An 18,770-nucleotide genomic window follows, 5' to 3' on the forward strand; every position below is an offset into this window, starting at 1 on the left:
AAGATTACAAATTTTTCGAATAAATGAGAAAGCAAGCAGCGAAAAAGATGCCTCTGGCTCCGGATCCTCGGTTCAACGACAAACAGGTTACCCGGTTTGTAAATAACGTAATGGAACAGGGAAAAAAGAGCATCGCTTATAAAATATTTTACGATGCTGTGGACAAGGTGAGCTCTATTACTGGTGAAAACGGTTACGAAGTGTGGAAGAAAGCACTGGTAAACGTAACACCCGCTGTAGAAGTAAGAAGCCGCCGTATCGGTGGTGCTACCTTCCAGATCCCTGCGGAAGTACGTCCCGACAGAAAGATCTCCCTGAGCATGAAATGGCTGATCCGTTATGCTACTGAAAGAAATGGTAAGAGCATGGCTGAAAAGCTGGCGAATGAGATCGTAGCAGCAAGCAAGGGTGAAGGTGCCGCTTTCAAGAAGAAAGAAGATACACACCGTATGGCGGAAGCTAACAAGGCTTTCTCTCACTTCAGAGTATAGTTGTAGCCCGTAAGGGCAAACTCAATATATTTGGCGAACAGTCCTGGTACTCCGGGACTGTTCGCCTTTTTTGTTTGGGATGCGGGCAACCATAAATCCGCAATGACTAACATCCCATCCTCACGCAACGCTTACTTCCATAAAAAAAGCGGGCGCACACGCGCCCGCTTTTCTACCGTTATTAACCTGTCCTATTTCACATTCACCAGCACTTTGATCTTCCCTTCTCCACGCACCAGTTCCTCCAGTGCCTTCCCAATAGCCTGTCCCGGTTTCAATTTCTCCGGGTCTGCTTTCATGGCATAACCCGCCTTGCTGGCTGTTACCAGGATATCGCCGCGGTGTATGGCACCGCCTTCATCGCAAACCTTCGTGGGGATCACGCCCACAACGCCCATGGGCACCTGGTCGCTTTCCATGACGTCCGCATCAGCAGCGCCTTCCGTCAGTACTACACCAGGTTTGGTGGCATATACACCTGCAACAAGCGTGGAGTAGGCGGCATTGGATTTTTCAACACTCCTGTCACTGTTCACATCAATGATCAATACATCCCCGGGTTCGTAAGCAGCTTTGCCGCCTTTGGCGTCAAATGCCTCCGCTACGTCCGCCCCGCTGTTTTGGGTGCCCCCGTCGAAGAAGCCACGGCCAGCCTTGTCGATGCGGGCTACGTTGGAGCCCGCGGACTGGAAAGTAGCCAGGTTGCCGCTGGCGCCTGTGTGGTTCACCAGGATGGCGGAGCCGGTCCCATTAGTGGTGATCTGCATGGTAGGCTGGCCATTGGCGGAGTTGAAATTGGAGAACCTCCCCGCTTTGCCAGTGCCAAAGTTGGGCGTGTAGCCATAAATGGCGTTTCCTGTACCATCATTGCTGGCTTCCACGCCATTGCCGGTACCGCCGGCGTTGGCAGTAATGCCGTTCCCGCCGCCTTCCGTCAATGCCAGCACCGCTGGACCATTGCCACTGGCATTAGAGGAGTAGAACAATCCTGCATAACCACCCGTACCGGTTGATTCACCAAAGACGCCGGCGGTGCCAAAGTTGGCAAAGATGGAGTTTACCACGCCATGCACGGCTGGAGAGGTGCCTGTGGTGTTGTCCACCGTAAACAGGGCGGCCGTGCCATTGCCTACTGTCTTGGCAGACAGGACGGGATTGGTGTTGTTTTCATTGAAATTTTCAAAATCGCCTGCCTGGCCGGTAGCAAAACTCGGTACCCAGCCGTAAACGGCCTTACCCCCTCCATCGATATTAGCTTCCACGGCATTACCATTTTTGCTGGCATTGGCAGTGATCGCATTCCCGTTACCATCCTGGATGGCTACCAGTGCCGGCCCGTTGCCGGAGGTATTGGAAGAATGGAAAAGGCCTGCAAAGCCGCCGGTTCCGGAAGACACGCCGAAAATACCGGCGGCGCCGAAGTTGCCAAAGATGGTCTTTACTTCGCCCCTAACGGCGGCGCCTACACTATTTGTATTGTTCACCAGGAAGGAAGCCGCGTTGCCCTGGGTATTATCCGGGATGTTACCGTTGCCGTTGGTTTCCACCTCAAGGGTATTGCCGGTGGTGTTTGAGGCGTTAAAGTTCTCGAACCTGCCGGCGCGGCCGGTGCTGTTGTTGATGCCTACCTGGCCATATACCCCGATGCCGGTACCTGCTGTATTGGTAGCCACAAAGCCTCTTACACCATAGCCTCCACCGTCGTTGCGGCCTACCACGGCGCCGGCTATATCACTGGTGGTTCTGCCCACCACTGCTTCACCACCGCCGTTATTATCGCCTACAATGCCCGCGGAGGTTTGGGTAGAAGTGATGCCGTGTACACCGAAACCACCCGTGGTGCTGCTCAGTACACCCGCCCCGTTGCCCGTGGTGCTTACATTTACCACCGTACCGTTGCCCACGGAATTGGCAGTGAGTACGCTATTGTTATTGGCATTATTGAAAATGGAGATAGTAGCCGGCATGCCATTAACGCTGGTAGCGGTAAGGCCGGTACCGGAATTGCTATTGGCATATACACCGGTACCATTTGCACTGGCATTGCCGTAAACGCCTAGGCCATTAGGCGTAACGCCGTAAATACCCCAACCACTGCCGCCCTGGGAGCCATAGACGCCAATGCCGAGACCGCCCGTGCCATTATTAATGCCCCGGACACCCGCGGAAAAACCACCGGGCGCCGTTGAGTTAACAATGCCTCTTACTGCCGCAATGCTGGACGTGGTGGTATTATTGATACCCTCGATCGACGTGCCGTCCCCTTCATTTGTGAGGGAAAAGAGGGTGCCGGCATTATTTACATCATCTACATACGGGATCGAAAAGCCGCCTGCACCGGGGGCTGGTTTCCAGTTAGTGCCGTCAAATTGGAGGAACTGGCCGGCCGTCGGTACGGTAACGCTCACCGGCGTGCCCTGGATGCCAGACACTTTAGGATTCGGGAAGTTGCCACTCAGGTCGCCACCGGCAGCGCCGGTAGAAAGACCTGCAGGGCCTTGCGGGCCAACCGGGCCAATAGGACCCGCAGGTCCAACCGGGCCAATGGGGCCCGCCGGTCCTGCTGGACCGGCAACACCGGCAGGGCCCGTCGGGCCTACTGCTCCTGTGGCTCCAACCGGTCCCTGTGGACCAGCAGGACCAGCAGGGCCTACCGCTCCGGGAAGCCCCATCGGGCCCATGGGCCCTTGTACGCCGGCGTCTCCTTTAGCGCCCTGCGGGCCGGCAGGGCCCACAGGACCAACAGCACCAGCAGGTCCGGTAGGACCCGCCGGGCCGGGCACGCCTGCGTCGCCTTTAGGGCCCATGGCACCGGCCGGCCCGGTAGCCCCCGCGGGCCCTTGCGGCCCCTGCGGACCAGCAGGACCAGCTGCACCGGGGGCGCCAGCCGGGCCGGCGGGACCAGCCTGGCTATTGGCCGCATACAGTGCAAAGGGTACGCTGGCCAGCTGGGATGTGCCCAGCTGCTGGAAGCTGCCGCCATCCACCGCTACTTCTACTTTTACAAATTGGTTGGCATCGGCCCAGGGCACTGTGGCCATGGTGCCGCTCACGGGGCTGCCCCCGCCGATCAGCAGGGTGAAAAGCCCCAGCTGGTTAGTGGTTACATCGTGTGTTTCCTGGTATTGCACCGGGCCGGAGGCGGAGCCGCCCAGGATACTGATGCGCACCTGCAGGGCTTCATTAGACAGTACCGTGCCATTAGCGTTGCGGGCCACCGCCTGGTAATTGATCGTTTTAAGACCGTTCTGTGCCTTGGCCAGGAATGCCAGGCCCAATAACAGGAATGTGAGTAGTATAATTTTTTGTCTCATATAGCGGACGCTTGAAGGGATTAATGTTTGGGAATGCTGGTAGTTTTGGTTTTAACTGCCGGTGCCGGAAGCGTGGCAGGCGTTCCTGCGCGTTCCTGTTCAAGGCCTGGCAGCTCACCGGGGGATTTCGGAACCACCTTGTTGGCACGTGTCTTTTCAGCATCGGTGCTGCTCATGTCAGACGGTATCTTTCCCGTGCCGGCCGCCATTTTGGATACCGGGGTTGTTTTCCGGGCATTCAGGGAGGATGGAGGAGCACCACCCAGCAGCTTTTGCCGCTTAGCGGATGCATCCAGTTTGCTGTTGGGATCTATGGCATTGAGTTTCGCTTCTTTTGCTTTTAATGCCGTGTACTCCGTTTTGTGGTTCGGGGCCGGCGGTTTGGGTTCCGCGTCCTGCGTTTGTGCTAAGCTCCTGCTCATGCCCAGTACCAGGAACAAGGCCAGTAATGTGTAGTACTTCATATGAATAAAAGGGGTTTAAAGGTTACCAGATCAGTTAAATAGCCCGGGTTTATTGCCCTCCGGGAAGGTTATTATTGCTGTTGTTCCCAATGCCGTAACTCAGGGTGAACTGCAGTATTTTTCTTTGATATACCAGGTGGTCTGTGGGGATGAGATAAGCCATGTCCAGGCCTATCCTGGAAAACCGTAATCCTATGCCTGTAGAAAAGTTTTGCCGGTAGCCTTTGTTGGGATGCTCATAGAAATAGCCGGCCCGCAGGAAGAACGTCTGTTTGTAGGCATACTCGATACCGCCGCCGATCGTGAATTCCCGCAGCTCTTCCTGGAAACCTCCGGGGGCATCGCCAAAAGAGGAGAAGATGGCATCTACCACGCCCCGGTCAGGGTCTTTACCTTTCAGGATAGTGCTGGTGACCATCCCGTTGGAATCCAGTGCATAAACAGGAGGGGTGGGTACCAGCAGTTTATTGATCTCCGCGGTGATGGTAAAGGTGTTAGTGGAAGTGTTCACAAAGGCGTAGCCCCCGCCGAGCCGCAGGTTGATGGGCAGGAAGCTTTTCCGGGTCTTATCATCCGTGTAAGAGAGCTTGGTGCCAATGTTGGTAAGGCTTACGCCAAAGCAGTAGCGGTTATTGAAATCAATATTATCCGCGGAGTTCTGATAGTAAAAACCTACATCGCCGGCAAATGCGGATGCCGGCTTTTGCTGCAGGCTGTTGTAGTTGCCCTGCCCCAGCTGACTGCGGATGTAGCGCAGGGAAATGGCCAGGGAAGTTTTGCGCCCCAGCTTGCGGGCGTAAGCGCCGTCTATGGCGTATTCCTTTGGATTGTAGTCCTGCAGCACCGAGCCGTTATCGTCGCGAAACGTGACGGTGCCGTAGTTGAAATATTTCATGGACACGCCCACGGCCTGTGCCTGGTCAGGGCCAAACGTCGTATAGGCGGCTACGTTAGCCATATTGGACTGGCTGTTATTGATCTCCCACATCCAGGGGGAGTAACTGGCGCTGACGCCCCATGGGCCGGCAAATACGATCTTGGCCGCATTGGACCACAGGGAGCTTACATCAGGGGAAAGCCCGGTGGGGGCATTGCCGGTGGCGGCGCTGCGGGCATCTGGATTTACCTGCAGGAAACTGGCGCCCACGGCGGGGGGCCGCTCATCGTTCTTCTGCGCCATCCCCAGGGATGGAACAGCGAGCGTGCATGCCAGCAAAATGGGGAGTAAATGTTTTTGCATCATGAAACTTTTTATGCGATGAGGTGCAGTGAATGATTTACTGGATAATTACTTTTTCGTAGAAGACCTCCAGGCCCCCCACCTTGATCCGGAGGGTGTAAATGCCCGCGGCAAATTTGTTGACCGGGATGGTGATGGTGTTCCGGCCGGCGCCCAGGGGCTGTTCTGATACATACATGACCTGGCCGGCAGTATTGAGCAGGGTTAGCTGTACATCCTTCTGGGAGAGCATGTCCAGCTGGATCTTTAAGACGGTGGCTGCGGGATTGGGGAAGATGATGTAATCTTTTACCGCGCTGGCCCCGGGTTTGGCCGGCGGCAACTCTTCCGGCTGGTGGAATCCCTGGGTGAGTAGCGCCCGCCCATCGGTGATCATGGTCACTACCGGTTCGCCAATGGTGTATTGTATCCGTATATTGTTGGCAACGGTGCCGCTGCCCCCGGTGGTAGCCGTAACCTGCCGGTTCAGGATCAACTGGGCCCTGGCAGCAGACACCAGGCCTACCACCATGATAAGTGCGCAGATACCTGCACGAGTGATTAGATTCATGTGGATTATAATTAATGTGTTTAGGGGAGATGTTACAGTATGTTCCAGGTCTTCTTTGCACTTTCCGGGGGCGGTGTAGGTGCGTTCCGTTTTCTACATAACCGATCTGCAGTACCTATGGGCAATAAGAAGCTGCTCCATCCGCGGCATGCGGCCTGGCATAGCCAGCGCATGATGCAGGTGGGCCCTTCCTGGGGGACTGCTCTTGTTTGCGATAGGTGATTTAGTGATCCCGGCGGGGAATGACCGGGGTAATTAAGAAGTGTAGCAATTTGCCATAACTATACAATTCAATAGGTGAAAAAATATAATGTATAATCGGGTGTGTATTCGCCTGGCTGCCGGGAATGGGTTATCACTGGTCGCTACGCACATGTATCTGAACATCAAAAATGAAGAAATGTTTTCTCAAGCGCGGGATCGATTTTAAATTTGGTACCAATAATTTAAAATCCGGTCGTATTTCACAAAATAATGGTAGTGCCCGGAGATTACACTGAAAGTGCAGGGGGCGTGCTGACCCCCAAAGTTAGTTAAAGAAGAAATAACATTTTCACAAACCCGGTACGTTTTATTTATTGCCGGAAATAGATTACCTTTGCCCCCCAAATTGCATTGTATACAGTCATCTCATAATTATGGCAGACTTAAAATTTCAAAGAAACATTGGTATTGCTGCGCACATCGATGCGGGTAAGACCACGACCACTGAGCGTATCCTGTATTACACAGGTAAGACTCACAAGATTGGTGAGGTACACGAAGGTGCCGCTACCATGGACTGGATGGCTCAAGAACAGGAAAGAGGTATTACCATCACTTCTGCTGCAACTACCTGTTTCTGGAACTTCCCAACCGTACAAGGTCAGCCAAACGCTAACACCAAACAATACAAATTCAACATCATCGATACTCCGGGCCACGTGGACTTCACCGTGGAGGTAGAGCGTTCTCTGCGCGTACTGGATGGTCTGGTGGCGCTGTTTTGCGCCGTATCCGGCGTAGAACCGCAATCTGAAACCGTTTGGCGCCAGGCTAACCGCTATAAGGTTCCCCGTATTGGTTTCGTAAATAAAATGGACCGTTCCGGTGCAGACTTCCTGAACGTGGTAAAACAGGTAAGGGAAATGCTGGGTGCAAACCCCGTACCCCTGATGCTGCCCATCGGTGCTGAAGATACGTTCAAAGGCGTAGTAGACCTGATCACCATGAAGGGTATCATCTGGGACGAAGCATCCAAGGGTGCTACTTACCAGGAAACTGAGATCCCCGCAGACATGCAGGCTGAAGCCGAAGAATGGCGTGCCAAGCTCGTAGAAGCAGTAGCTGAATACGACGACAAACTGATGGAGAAATTCTTTGAAGATCCCAACTCTATCTCCGAAGACGAGATCCACGAGGCGATCCGCAAAGCCACCATCGACATGGCTATCATCCCCATGATGTGCGGTTCTTCCTTTAAGAACAAGGGTGTACAGAAAATGCTGGATGGCGTTTGCCGCTACCTGCCTTCTCCGCTGGACGTAGACGCAGTAGTAGGTACCGATCCCGACTCCGGTGAAGAACTGACCCGCAAGCCCGACGCAAAAGAACCTTTCGCTGCCCTGGCGTTCAAGATCGCAACCGATCCGTTCGTAGGCCGCCTGGCGTTCTTCCGCGTTTATTCCGGCCGCCTGGATTCCGGTTCTTATGTACTGAACACCCGTACCGGTAAGAACGAACGTATCAGCCGTATCATGCAGATGCACGCTAACAAGCAGAACCCCATCGACTTCATCGAAGCAGGTGATATCGGCGCTGCTGTTGGGTTTAAAGATATCAAGACCGGTGATACCCTCTGCCACGAGGACCACCCGATCGTACTGGAATCTATGACCTTCCCCGAGCCCGTGATCCACATCGCCATTGAGCCTAAAACTCAGGCAGACGTTGATAAAATGGGTATGGCTATCGCCAAGCTGGTGGAAGAAGATCCCACCCTGCGTGTAAGAACCGACGAAGAAACCGGCCAGACCGTATTGAGCGGTATGGGTGAGCTTCACCTGGAAATCATCGTAGACCGTATGCGTCGCGAGTTCAAGGTAGAGGTGAACGAAGGTGCTCCGCAGGTGGCATTTAAAGAAGCGCTGACACAGACCATTGAACACCGTGAAGTGTACAAAAAACAGACCGGTGGTCGTGGTAAATTCGCTGATATCAAGGTGGAAATCGGCCCGGCTGATGCGGAATGGCTGAAGGAGAACGAAGGCAAAAACCTGCAGTTCATCAACGACATCTTTGGTGGTGCTATCCCGAAAGAATTCATTCCTTCTATCCAGAAAGGTTTCGAGCAGTCCCTGTCTAACGGTGTGCTGGCCGGTTTCCCGGTTGAGTCCCTGAAGGTTCGCCTGTTTGATGGTTCTTTCCACAACGTGGACTCTGACGCAATGTCTTTCGAGCTTTGCGCCCGCTCTGCCTTCCGTGAAGCAGCTCCCAAGGCGAAAGCCATCCTGCTGGAGCCCATCATGAAGGTGGAAGTAAGCACCCCCGACCAGTACATGGGTGACGTAACAGGTGACCTGAACCGTCGTCGTGGTATGCTGGAAGGTATGGAAAGCCGTAACAACGTACAGGTGATCAAAGCCAAAGTTCCCCTGAAGGAAATGTTTGGTTATGTAACTGACCTGCGTTCTATGTCCTCCGGCCGTGCAACCTCCATCATGGAGTTCTCCCATTATGCCCCTGCTTCCAACAACATCACTGAAGAAGTGATCGCTAAGCACAAGGGTAAGAAAGCTGAATAGTTTTCAACTATCATATATCATAAAGAAAAGGTCCTGCCGCAAGGCGGGACCTTTTTGTTTTATGTGCCCCCCGGCGGACGCGGATGGTTTGGACCACTGACCATTTTGTTTCCTATTTTACCGAGGCTGAGGCGGCAATGCCCCATTTTCCACCTTACACTTCCATAATTTCCAGGCCCTTCTTCCGAACCATCTTCTTTTTCCATTGTTAGTAATGCAATACCTGCCTGGGCCCGCATGTTGAGTACGGGCGGGGGATTTCTCCAATAAGCCCGGCCTTTCCGGTTGCAAAAATTCCTGTCCTTTTTATCTTTCCCGCGCTGTTTCACACCCGGCCTGTTTTAACATTCCTTTAAAACCGGTGCGATAGTTGTATACAATGACCTGATAATCAAGATGTAATATGTACACCAAAAAACAGTAATATGAGAAAAACTATTCATGTGATTATGTTGGTAACAGCAGTGCTGGGTGCTGCTTCTGTAAAGGCGCAAACCCAGAAAGGAAACCTGATGTGGGGTGCAGACCTGTTGAATATCACGGGCACTTTCCAGAATGGGAATAACCAGTTTAATATGGGGCTTTCACCCAAGCTGGGGTATTTTATACAGGACAATTTTGTATTGGGTGCGGAAGTAGACCTGTCTATTGCCACTTCCAAGACCTTCAATACTTACAACTACGGTATTTCACCCTTTGCCCGTTACTACTTTGACGATAAGAGACTGGAGTTTTCGCAGCGGGCCCGCTTCTTCCTGGAAGCCAACGTGGGCTTTGCGGGTACCAATCTGAAGGACAAGACCACCGATGCCAGTACGTCCACCAACGGCCTGAATATAGGGTTTGGCCCGGGCCTGGCCTATTTTATCACGCCCAATGTGGCCCTGGAAACCTTGTTGAAATACGACCTCACCGTGGGTTTTGGTAATTCCACGACTACGAACCGGATAGGCCTGAACCTGGGGTTCCAGATCTACCTGCCCACCCGGCATGCCAAGCAGATCATTAACGAGGAGAAGTCTAACATGCGCCGGAAGGGATAATTATACGGCTTCAGCAGTCCTGTCCGGCTTTGTAGCGGCCGCCTGTCCATGACGGGCGGCCGCTTTTCTTTTTCACAAAGCAAGCTCATCCGCTGTAAGGGCCGTCCAGCGGGACAAGAGCGTTGCGTACTTTGACTCACTGAACAGCAAGTATCCTTCTTTTCACGAATGAACAAACTGGCCGTTGCCCGGTTCCCGGAACCCACCTACATTCGCCCCGATCTTTGGCCAAAAACGATCTTGGGGAAGCCGAAAACCAAAGAAAAGAGTAGGCACATCCTAATTCTGAAAAACCCTTTGTCATGGATTTGATCACTCAACTGCTGAACACCCTGCTGTCCCTGTTACAGTCACTGCTGGGCGGCCTGTAAGGCTCCGGGCTCCGTTCGGGCGTCTGGATTTGCCTGAAACGGGCCATGCAACTCACTTTTGCGCCAGGTTTTGCCTGGCGCTTTTTTTATGTAAGAGATTGCTTGTAAATATCTCTTTTACAGGGATTAAGCGTGGGTAAATCGGCTGAAATGCCCTACCTTTGCGGGCCTGTCGGTAAATATTCCTGAAAAAAGACGGGGATTTTCTTGTAGAAGATCAAAAATCTAATTACCTTTGCCCTCCCAAATTGTAAGGGGTTCAAAAAGAAGAAGTTCATTGCATATGTCTCAGAGAATTAGAATCAAGCTGAAGTCCTACGATCACAATCTGGTAGATAAGTCTGCTGAAAAGATCGTTAAAACCGTGCGTAACACGGGTGCCGTGGTAACTGGTCCTATTCCGTTGCCTACTGAAAAGAAAATCTTTACAGTATTGCGCTCCCCGCACGTTAACAAGAAAGCGCGCGAGCAGTTTCAGCTGTGCACACACAAGCGTTTGCTGGATATTTACACATCCTCATCCAGAACTGTGGATGCGCTGTCCAAACTGGACCTGCCCTCAGGTGTAGAAGTAGAGATTAAGGCATAAGGATTCGGCAAGGCGGGCAAAAGGCCCGCAGTTGCATGATACATATGATTAAAATCACGCAGTATTCCGATGATAGGGGTCACCGTATCATTTAGCGGTTTATTGTGCATCACAACTGACATCGGTCGCGCCTTCCGGGCGGCCACCCAATAACGTATTTAAACCGCCTATCCTGGGGAAAGCACGAACACCCCCAGGCGCTGGGTAAAATCATATATAATGAAAGGTATTATTGGTAAAAAGATTGGTATGACCAGCATCTTCGAAGCTAATGGCAAACAGACCGCCGTTACCATCATCGAAGCAGGTCCCAACGTAGTAACCCAGGTAAAAACACCTGAAGTGGATGGCTATAATGCTATCCAAGTGGCATTTGGTGAAAAGAAAGAAAAGAACACCACCAAGGCCGAACTGAATCACTTCGCAAAAGCCAACACCTCCCCCAAGCGCTTTGTAAGAGAGTTCCGCAACCCGGATGTACAGAAAGCTCTCGGCGAATCCATCACAGTAGACATTTTCACAGAAGGCGAAAAAATTGATGTAGTCGGTACCTCCAAGGGTAAAGGCTTCCAGGGTGTTGTTAAGCGCCATGGTTTCAGCGGTGTGGGTGAAGCTACCCACGGCCAGCATGACCGTAGCCGCGCTCCCGGTTCCGTGGGTGGATCTTCTTATCCTTCCCGCGTATTCAAGGGTATGCGTATGGCTGGCCAGACCGGTAACGAACGTGTGAAAGTTAAAGGGTTGAAAGTAGTGAAAGTATTCCCTGAGAAGAATTATATCCTGGTAAGTGGTTCCGTTCCGGGCCACATTGGTTCAACCGTTTTAATCCTGAAGTAATATGCAATTAGATATCTTAAACATAGAAGGTAAGAAAACCGGAAGAACGATTGAACTGCCGGAAGAGATTTTTGGCGTAGAACCTAACAACCACGTGATCTACCTGGCTGTTAAGCAGTTCCTGGCCGCTCAGCGCCAGGGTACGCACAAGGTGAAGACCCGTGCTGAAGTGAAAGGTGCTTCCCGCAAGCTGCACAAACAAAAAGGTACTGGTGGTGCCCGTAAAGGTAACATCCGTAACCCGCTCTATAAAGGTGGTGGTACCATCTTCGGCCCGAAACCGCATGGTTATGGCTTTAAGCTGAACAGGAAGGTGAAGGATCTGGCTAAGATCTCTGCCCTGTCTGTAAAAGCTGCAGAAAACAGCATCATCATCGTTGAAGATGTGAAACTGGATACGCCTAAGACCAAGCAGGTAGTTAGCATGTTGAAGGCCCTGAACATCACCGCCAGCGCTAAAAAGACCCTGGTAGTGACTCCGGAGTACAACGACAACCTGTACCTGTCCCTGCGCAACATCCCGTCTGTAGGCGGCGCAATGCTGAGCGACATCAACACTTACGACATCATGAACAGCAACTATATCGTATTTACCGAGAGTGCTGCCAAGATCTTCACAGAAGAACCTGTAGAAGCGTAGTAGCGATGACCGGCAACGGTACAGCAAAGAACAAATAACTTAAACTGCCGGCCGCAAGGCCAAAGGCTCAAAGGCAATTCAAGATGAAACCTTCTGATGTAATTATCAAACCGGTGGTGACTGAAAAGGTCAACAAAGCCACTGATAAATTTAACCGCTTCTACTTCATTGTTGACAAGAAAGCCAACAAACTGGAGATCAAGAAAGCAGTTGAAGAATTTTACGGTGTTACCGTAGCAGATGTGAATACTGCGGTAATGCCCGGCAAAGCCAAGAATCGCTTCACTAAAGCTGGTTTTGTTTCCGGTAAAAAGCCTTCTTACAAGAAAGCTGTAGTAACCCTCGCAGCGGGTGAATCCATAGATCTGTATGCTAACATTTAGTGCCCAAGGCTGTTAGCGCAAGCTGGCAGCCATGATGGTTGTATATACAGATCGAGTTAAACAATTTATTAAACACATTAACTTTTTTCGAAGCAATGGCACTGAAAAAGTACAAACCGATGACAGCCGGTACCCGTTGGAAAATTGGCAATGCTTACGCAGAGCTGACCACGGATCAACCTGAAAAAAGCCTGCTGGCACCGATCAAGAGAACCGGTGGTAGAAACGTACAGGGTAGAAGATCTATGCGCTACATTGGTGGCGGTCATAAGAAACACTACCGTATCATCGACTTCAAACGCGACAAGAAAGACATTCCCGCTACTGTAAAGAGCGTTGAATACGATCCGAACCGTAGCGCATTTATCGCCCTGCTGAACTATGCAGATGGTGAAAAACGCTACATCCTGGCTCCCCAGGGCCTGCAGGTAGGCGCCACCGTAGTAAGCGGTGAGAACGTAGCTCCTGAAGTAGGTAACGCCCTGCTGATGAAGAACATGCCCCTGGGTACTGTGATTCACAACATTGAGCTGCAGCCTGGTAAAGGCGGTGCAATTGCCCGTTCTGCCGGTACTTACGCCCAGCTGTCCAACAAGGAAGAAAAGTATGCCGTACTGAAAATGCCTTCCGGTGAGCTGCGCAAAGTGCTGAGCTCCTGCATGGCTACTGTAGGTACTGTTTCTAACTCTGACCACGCCCTGCAGAGCATCGGTAAGGCTGGTGCCAACCGTTGGAGAGGTATCCGTCCGCGTACCCGTGGTGTTGCGATGAACCCCGTTGATCACCCGATGGGTGGTGGTGAAGGTAAATCTTCCGGTGGTCACCCGCGCTCCAGAACTGGTAAATACGCGAAGGGCCTGAAAACGCGTAAACCTAACAAGAGCTCAAACAAACTGATCCTCAGCAAAAAAGGCGGCAAGTAATTAAACTAACATCAGCATCCAGTTTCCGGTAGCCGGAGGATAAGTGAAGAGAAAGCGAGATAAAAACGATTGCTGGAAGCTGGATAAAACATAAACACTATGGGTCGTTCCATTAAAAAAGGTCCTTACATAGACCTGAAATTGCAGAATAAAGTTGATAAAATGAACGAAGGTAGCAAGCGTACTGTTATCAAGACCTGGAGCCGCCGTTCTACTATCTCCCCGGATTTTGTAGGCCACACTTTCGCAGTGCACAATGGCAACAAATTTATCCCGGTGTATGTAACCGAGTTCATGGTAGGCCATAAACTGGGTGAATTTGCTCCTTCCCGTAACTTCAGAGGCCACGCTGCTAAGAAAATGTAGTAATGGCTGCAGATTGCAGGAATTAAATTAACAACAACAAGAAACTTAATTAAACATGGAAGCAGTAGCTAAGCTTAATAATAATCCAACTTCTCCCCGTAAAATGCGTCTGCTGGCAGACCTGATCCGTGGTATGGAAGTGGAAAAAGCTTTGAATGTTTTGAAATTCCATCCTAAGCACCCCAGCACCCCGCTGGAAAAACTGCTGTTGTCTGCCGTTGCTAACTGGAAAGTTAAGAACGAAGGCGTACGGGTTGAAGATGCCAACCTGGTTGTAAAGACCATCTTCGTTGATGGTGGCCGCATGCTGAAGAGAATGCGTCCTGCACCCCAGGGTAGAGGTTACCGCGTTCGTAAGAGAAGCAATCACGTAACCATCATCGTTGATAGCCGCGCTTAATCGACGGAAAGAGAAGAAATCAAAATATTACAAACTCATAGACAAATAAACCGAACATGGGTCAGAAAACAAATCCTATTGGTAGCAGGTTAGGTATCATCAGAGGATGGGACTCTAATTGGTATGGCAGCAAAAAGGATTATGCTACCAAACTGATTGAAGATAACAAAATCAGAACTTACCTGAATGCCCGTATCAACAAAGGTGGCATTTCAAGAGTAGTGATCGAAAGAACACTCGGTAAGCTGATTATCACCATCCATACTTCCAAACCTGGTATCATCATAGGTAAAGGTGGTGGAGAGGTTGATCGCATCAAGGAAGAGCTGAAGAAGCTCACCGGCAAAGATGATGTTCAGATCAACATCCTGGAGATCCGCCGTCCCGAGATCGACGCTAATATCGTGGCTGAAACGATCGCTAAACAGATCGAAAGCCGCATCAACTATAAACGCGCCATTAAAATGGCGATCGCTACTGCGCTCAGAATGGGTGCAGAAGGTATCAAGATCAAGGCTTCCGGCCGTCTGGGTGGTGCTGAAATTGCCCGCTCTGAAGAGATCAAATCCGGTCGTGTGCCTTTGCATACTTTCCGTATGGATATCGACTACGCTTCCCTGTTTGCCATGACCGTTTACGGTAAGATCGGTATCAAGGTATGGATCTGTAAAGGTGAAGTACTGGGCAAACGTGACCTGAACCCGAACGTGCTCTCCGGTAAAGAAGGTGAAGTACGCGGTGGTGGTGAACACCGTCGTGAAGGCGGCCGTTCCGACAGGGGCGATAACAACCGTGGCGGTGGCCGTGGCGGTGACAGAAGAGGTGGTGACAACCGTGGCGGTGGCCGCAGATAGTCTGCAGGTATCGTAACGAACCATCTTAAGAGACAAACCAATTGAGATTAACTTTTAATAACATATAACATGTTACAGCCCAAGAGGACGAAACACAGGAAAATGCATAAAGGCCGCATCAGAGGCAATGCCAAAAGAGGCGCTACGCTGGCCTTTGGCTCCTTCGGTCTGAAAGCAATGGAACCTAAGTGGATCACCGACCGGCAAATTGAAGCTGCCCGTGTGGCGCTGACCCGTCATATGAAACGTGAGGGTAATGTCTGGATCCGTATTTTCCCTGACAAGCCTATCACTGCCAAACCGTTGGAAGTACGTATGGGTAAAGGTAAAGGTGCGCCTGATCACTGGGCTGCCGTGGTAAAACCGGGCCGTATTTTGTTCGAAGCAGACGGTGTACCCCTGCAGGTAGCAAAAGAAGCCATGGAACTGGCCGCACAGAAATTGCCGATCAAGGTGAAATTTGTGATCCGCCGCGATTTCGTTGCTTAATCCGCTGAGGAATAACCAACGGTCCGCCACAAACCAAACATCCAACAACTAAAATAACAGAAAACAATGGCACAAGCTAAGCTGGACGTGAAAAGCCTGAATGATCAGGACTTGAAAGACAAGATCCAGGACGAAACAGTACGTCTGAAGAAAATGTCCTTCGGTCATGCTATCACGCCGATCGAAAATCCGATGAGCATCCGCCTGCTGAGAAGGGATATTGCGCGCCTGAAAACGGAGCTTCACCGCAGAGCTACGGGCAAATAATCCCTGCCGACGGCAGCATGACCGGCCCACCGGTCTGTTTATAAATAACAATACTCCCCGCAAGGGTTCAGAGGTTAAAATACTTCAACAATGACGACCGAAAGAAAAGTTAGAAAAACCAGAGTTGGTGTAGTATCAAGCAACAAGATGGATAAAACCATCACTGTTAGCGTTGAGCGTAAAGTAAAGCACCCGATTTATGGTAAGTTCTTGAAAAAGACCACCAAGTTCATGGCACACGACGAAAAGAACGAGTGCAGCATTGGTGACACCGTTAAGATCATGGAAACACGCCCCTTGAGCAAAAACAAGTCCTGGCGCCTGATCGAGGTGATCGAAAAAGTAAAATAATTATTTCAAACTTGTTTCAAGCTGCCAGCTGCCGTAGCTGCAGCCGCTGACTAAACAACAAATTCATTACGATGATACAGCAAGAGACCAGACTGAGTGTAGCCGATAACAGCGGTGCCAAGGAAGTATTGTGCATCCGCGTGCTGGGCAACTCCGGCCAGGACTACGCCAAAGTAGGCGATAAGATCGTGGTTACCGTAAAAGATGCTATCCCCGGCGGCGGCGCCAAGAAAGGGATGGTTACCAAGGCGGTAATTGTTAGAACCAAAAACAAATTACGTCGTAAAGACGGTTCTTATATCCGTTTCGATGATAACGCCGTTGTGCTGCTGAATAACTCAGATGACCCGCGCGGTACCCGTATTTTCGGTCCGGTTGCCCGTGAGCTGCGTGACAAGGGCTATATGAAAATTATCTCCCTCGCACCTGAGGTACTGTAATAAAACGGTAATAAAGTAGCTAAAGGCAAAGTGGATGGCGGCCCCGGCCGAAACTTCCACTTTGCACTTTCGACTTTATAACGTATTTTTGCAGCCCGTTTCCAAAACGAGACAAAACATTTATCAAGCGAAACAACCGTTTCGCTTGGCGTTTATAAACAAAAAAGTAATGAAAACTAGATTCAAGCCTAAGTTCAACGTGAAGAAAGGCGACCTCGTTGTAGTGATCGCTGGCGATGATAAGGACAGAACTAAACCCCGCAAGGTACTGGAAGTACTGCCGCAGGAAGCACGCATCCTCGTTGAGGGCGTGAATATCATCACCAAGCACACCAAACCTACTGCACAGAATACCAAAGGCGGTATTGTAAAGCAGGAAGGTCCGATCGCTATTTCCAACGTAATGTTGTGGGACGCTAAGGCTGGTGCACCTACTAAGGTTAGCAGAAAGCGTGAAAACGGTAAATTAGTTCGTATCGCTAAAAAATCAGGGGAGGTAATTAAATAATGGCAAACACTACATATACTCCGAGACTTGCTGCCAAATATAAAGATGAAGTGGTAGCTGCGTTGATGAAAAAATTCAACTACAAGAGCGTTATGCAGGTTCCCCGCCTGGTTAAAATCTGTCTGAACCAAGGTATCAACGGTGCCGTAGGTGACAAGAAACTGGTGGACATTGCAGTGGACGAAATGACCCGTATCTCTGGTCAGAAAGCCATTCCGACCCTGTCTAAGAAAGATATTTCCAACTTTAAGTTGCGTAAACATATGCCCATCGGCACCCGCGTTACCCTGCGTAGCGTGAACATGTACGAATTCCTGGACCGCCTGGTATCCGTGTCACTGCCCCGCGTACGTGACTTCAAGGGTATCAACGAGAAAGCTTTCGACGGCCGTGGCAACTACACCCTGGGTGTTACCGAGCAGATCATCTTCCCGGAAATCGACATCGACAAGGTGACCAAGATCGCGGGTATGGATATCACTTTCGTGACCACCGCCCAGACCAACGAAGAAGCCTACGAACTGCTGAAAGAACTGGGCTTGCCGTTCAAGAACATCCGTAAGGAACAAGCATAAATCCTTGACAGCTTCCACACCTGACCACAGGGTGGAAGCTGGAATTTTTATAAACTGCCCTTTTTAACTAACACTCATTATGGCAAGAGAATCCGTAAAAGCCAGACAAAGAAAGAGAGAGGCCCTGGTAGCCAAATTCGCAGAAAAACGCGCTGCCCTGAAAGCAGCCGGTGATTATGCCGCTTTGGACAGACTGCCCAAGAATGCATCTCCCGTTCGTCTGAAAAACAGATGCCAGCTCTCCGGTCGTCCCAGAGGTTACATGAGACATTTCGGTATCTGCCGTAACATGTTCCGTGACCTGGCCCTGGAAGGCAAGATCCCTGGCGTTCGTAAAGCTAGCTGGTAAGCACAGACCGCCCTGGTGGCGAGACTTACAGCACTTTCACAAGTTCATTTTTTATTGATACCTATCTATAATTGATTGGATATCGCATTGTAAACAGACAAATTTTACAAAACAATGGTTACTGATCCAATTGCCGACTTCTTAACAAGAATCCGCAACGCTCAGATGGCAACTCACCGCATCGTTGAGATCCCTGCCTCTAAACTGAAAAAACGCATTACCGAAATCCTGTACGACAAAGGGTATATCCTGAAGTACAAATTCGAAGAAGATAACAAACAAGGTGTTATCAAGATCGCGTTGAAGTACGATCCCACCACTAAAGAGCCTGCAATCAAGGAATTACATCGCATCAGCCGTCCGGGTCTGCGTCAGTACGCTAAGCCCGAAGATTTTAAGCGTGTGAAGAATGGTCTGGGCGTCGCTATCATCTCTACCTCAAAAGGCGTGATGACCGACAAGGAAGCGAAAGCACAGAACGTTGGTGGCGAAGTAGTTTGCTCCATCTACTAATATTATCTGCCCGGACTTTCGACAATTAAG

Annotated in this window: 23 protein-coding genes; 19 read left to right on the forward strand and 4 right to left on the reverse strand. The window is 50.7% G+C overall.

Going from position 1 to position 18,770, the window contains the following annotated elements; all coding sequences use genetic code 11:
- The first annotated feature begins 23 nt into the window (after window positions 1–23).
- Window positions 24–491, forward strand: a complete 468-nt coding sequence (gene rpsG, locus DCC81_RS10915; RefSeq protein WP_108686672.1) for a 30S ribosomal protein S7 — start codon at window positions 24–26, stop codon at window positions 489–491.
- 191 nt (window positions 492–682) lie between these two features.
- Here the strand turns inward: rpsG and DCC81_RS25945 are convergent, their stop codons facing one another.
- The 4 genes from DCC81_RS25945 to DCC81_RS10935 are packed head-to-tail and all read right to left on the reverse strand — an operon-like array spanning window position 683 to window position 6,059.
- Complete coding sequence (locus DCC81_RS25945) at window positions 683–3,805, reverse strand: hypothetical protein (protein ID WP_108686673.1); 3,123 nt, start codon at window positions 3,803–3,805, stop codon at window positions 683–685.
- A 20-nt stretch (window positions 3,806–3,825) separates the two neighbouring features.
- Complete coding sequence (locus DCC81_RS10925; RefSeq protein ID WP_108686674.1) at window positions 3,826–4,269, reverse strand: hypothetical protein; 444 nt, start codon at window positions 4,267–4,269, stop codon at window positions 3,826–3,828.
- Window positions 4,270–4,318: 49 nt separating this feature from the next.
- Window positions 4,319–5,512 carry a type IX secretion system outer membrane channel protein PorV gene (gene porV, locus DCC81_RS10930; protein WP_240612966.1) on the reverse strand — a complete coding sequence of 398 codons (1,194 nt, stop codon included), beginning with the start codon at window positions 5,510–5,512 and terminating at the stop codon, window positions 4,319–4,321.
- A gap of 34 nt (window positions 5,513–5,546) precedes the next feature.
- Complete coding sequence (locus DCC81_RS10935) at window positions 5,547–6,059, reverse strand: T9SS type A sorting domain-containing protein (protein WP_108686676.1); 513 nt, start codon at window positions 6,057–6,059, stop codon at window positions 5,547–5,549.
- Between the two features lie 638 nt (window positions 6,060–6,697).
- Between DCC81_RS10935 and fusA the strand changes: the two genes are divergently transcribed.
- From fusA to rpsH, 18 genes are all read left to right on the forward strand, one after another.
- Window positions 6,698–8,842, forward strand: a complete 2,145-nt coding sequence (gene fusA, locus DCC81_RS10940; RefSeq protein ID WP_205686314.1) for an elongation factor G — start codon at window positions 6,698–6,700, stop codon at window positions 8,840–8,842.
- Between the two features lie 425 nt (window positions 8,843–9,267).
- Window positions 9,268–9,885, forward strand: a complete 618-nt coding sequence (locus DCC81_RS10945) for an outer membrane beta-barrel protein (RefSeq protein WP_205686315.1) — start codon at window positions 9,268–9,270, stop codon at window positions 9,883–9,885.
- Window positions 9,886–10,539: 654 nt separating this feature from the next.
- Entirely contained in the window at window positions 10,540–10,845 is a 306-nt protein-coding gene (rpsJ, locus tag DCC81_RS10950; RefSeq protein WP_012789286.1) for a 30S ribosomal protein S10, read from the forward strand.
- 219 nt (window positions 10,846–11,064) lie between these two features.
- Entirely contained in the window at window positions 11,065–11,682 is a 618-nt protein-coding gene (gene rplC, locus DCC81_RS10955) for a 50S ribosomal protein L3 (protein WP_108686677.1), read from the forward strand.
- A gap of 1 nt (window position 11,683) precedes the next feature.
- Window positions 11,684–12,322, forward strand: a complete 639-nt coding sequence (gene rplD / locus DCC81_RS10960; protein ID WP_108686678.1) for a 50S ribosomal protein L4 — start codon at window positions 11,684–11,686, stop codon at window positions 12,320–12,322.
- 83 nt (window positions 12,323–12,405) lie between these two features.
- The gene (gene rplW, locus DCC81_RS10965) at window positions 12,406–12,705 is read left to right on the forward strand and encodes a 50S ribosomal protein L23 (RefSeq protein ID WP_108686679.1); all 300 of its coding nucleotides are present in this window, start codon (window positions 12,406–12,408) and stop codon (window positions 12,703–12,705) included.
- Window positions 12,706–12,800: 95 nt separating this feature from the next.
- Window positions 12,801–13,628, forward strand: a complete 828-nt coding sequence (gene rplB / locus DCC81_RS10970) for a 50S ribosomal protein L2 (protein WP_108686680.1) — start codon at window positions 12,801–12,803, stop codon at window positions 13,626–13,628.
- Window positions 13,629–13,727: 99 nt separating this feature from the next.
- Entirely contained in the window at window positions 13,728–13,994 is a 267-nt protein-coding gene (rpsS, locus tag DCC81_RS10975) for a 30S ribosomal protein S19 (protein WP_108686681.1), read from the forward strand.
- Window positions 13,995–14,049: 55 nt separating this feature from the next.
- Window positions 14,050–14,394: a 50S ribosomal protein L22 gene (gene rplV / locus DCC81_RS10980; protein WP_108686682.1), complete on the forward strand. Its 345-nt coding sequence runs from the start codon at window positions 14,050–14,052 to the stop codon at window positions 14,392–14,394.
- 56 nt (window positions 14,395–14,450) lie between these two features.
- A complete protein-coding gene (rpsC, locus tag DCC81_RS10985; protein WP_108686683.1) occupies window positions 14,451–15,248 on the forward strand; it encodes a 30S ribosomal protein S3 in 798 nt (265 codons plus the stop codon).
- A gap of 69 nt (window positions 15,249–15,317) precedes the next feature.
- Window positions 15,318–15,737 (forward strand): 50S ribosomal protein L16, encoded by a 420-nt coding sequence (gene rplP, locus DCC81_RS10990; protein WP_108686684.1) that lies wholly within the window; start codon window positions 15,318–15,320, stop codon window positions 15,735–15,737.
- Window positions 15,738–15,803: 66 nt separating this feature from the next.
- Window positions 15,804–16,004 (forward strand): 50S ribosomal protein L29, encoded by a 201-nt coding sequence (gene rpmC, locus DCC81_RS10995; protein ID WP_108686685.1) that lies wholly within the window; start codon window positions 15,804–15,806, stop codon window positions 16,002–16,004.
- 90 nt (window positions 16,005–16,094) lie between these two features.
- Window positions 16,095–16,355, forward strand: coding sequence for a 30S ribosomal protein S17 (gene rpsQ / locus DCC81_RS11000; protein ID WP_108686686.1), 261 nt, complete (start codon window positions 16,095–16,097; stop codon window positions 16,353–16,355).
- A gap of 71 nt (window positions 16,356–16,426) precedes the next feature.
- A complete protein-coding gene (rplN, locus tag DCC81_RS11005; RefSeq protein WP_108686687.1) occupies window positions 16,427–16,795 on the forward strand; it encodes a 50S ribosomal protein L14 in 369 nt (122 codons plus the stop codon).
- 169 nt (window positions 16,796–16,964) lie between these two features.
- A complete protein-coding gene (gene rplX, locus DCC81_RS11010) occupies window positions 16,965–17,303 on the forward strand; it encodes a 50S ribosomal protein L24 (RefSeq protein ID WP_108688220.1) in 339 nt (112 codons plus the stop codon).
- Window positions 17,303–17,878 carry a 50S ribosomal protein L5 gene (gene rplE / locus DCC81_RS11015; RefSeq protein WP_108686688.1) on the forward strand — a complete coding sequence of 192 codons (576 nt, stop codon included), beginning with the start codon at window positions 17,303–17,305 and terminating at the stop codon, window positions 17,876–17,878. Before rplX ends, rplE begins: the two co-directional genes overlap by 1 nt.
- A 79-nt stretch (window positions 17,879–17,957) precedes the next feature.
- Entirely contained in the window at window positions 17,958–18,227 is a 270-nt protein-coding gene (rpsN, locus tag DCC81_RS11020) for a 30S ribosomal protein S14 (protein ID WP_108686689.1), read from the forward strand.
- A gap of 114 nt (window positions 18,228–18,341) precedes the next feature.
- Window positions 18,342–18,740 (forward strand): 30S ribosomal protein S8, encoded by a 399-nt coding sequence (gene rpsH / locus DCC81_RS11025; RefSeq protein ID WP_108686690.1) that lies wholly within the window; start codon window positions 18,342–18,344, stop codon window positions 18,738–18,740.
- The last annotated feature ends 30 nt before the right edge of the window (window positions 18,741–18,770 follow it).

The sequence above is a fragment of the Chitinophaga parva genome, from assembly GCF_003071345.1.
Taxonomy (GTDB): domain Bacteria; phylum Bacteroidota; class Bacteroidia; order Chitinophagales; family Chitinophagaceae; genus Chitinophaga; species Chitinophaga parva.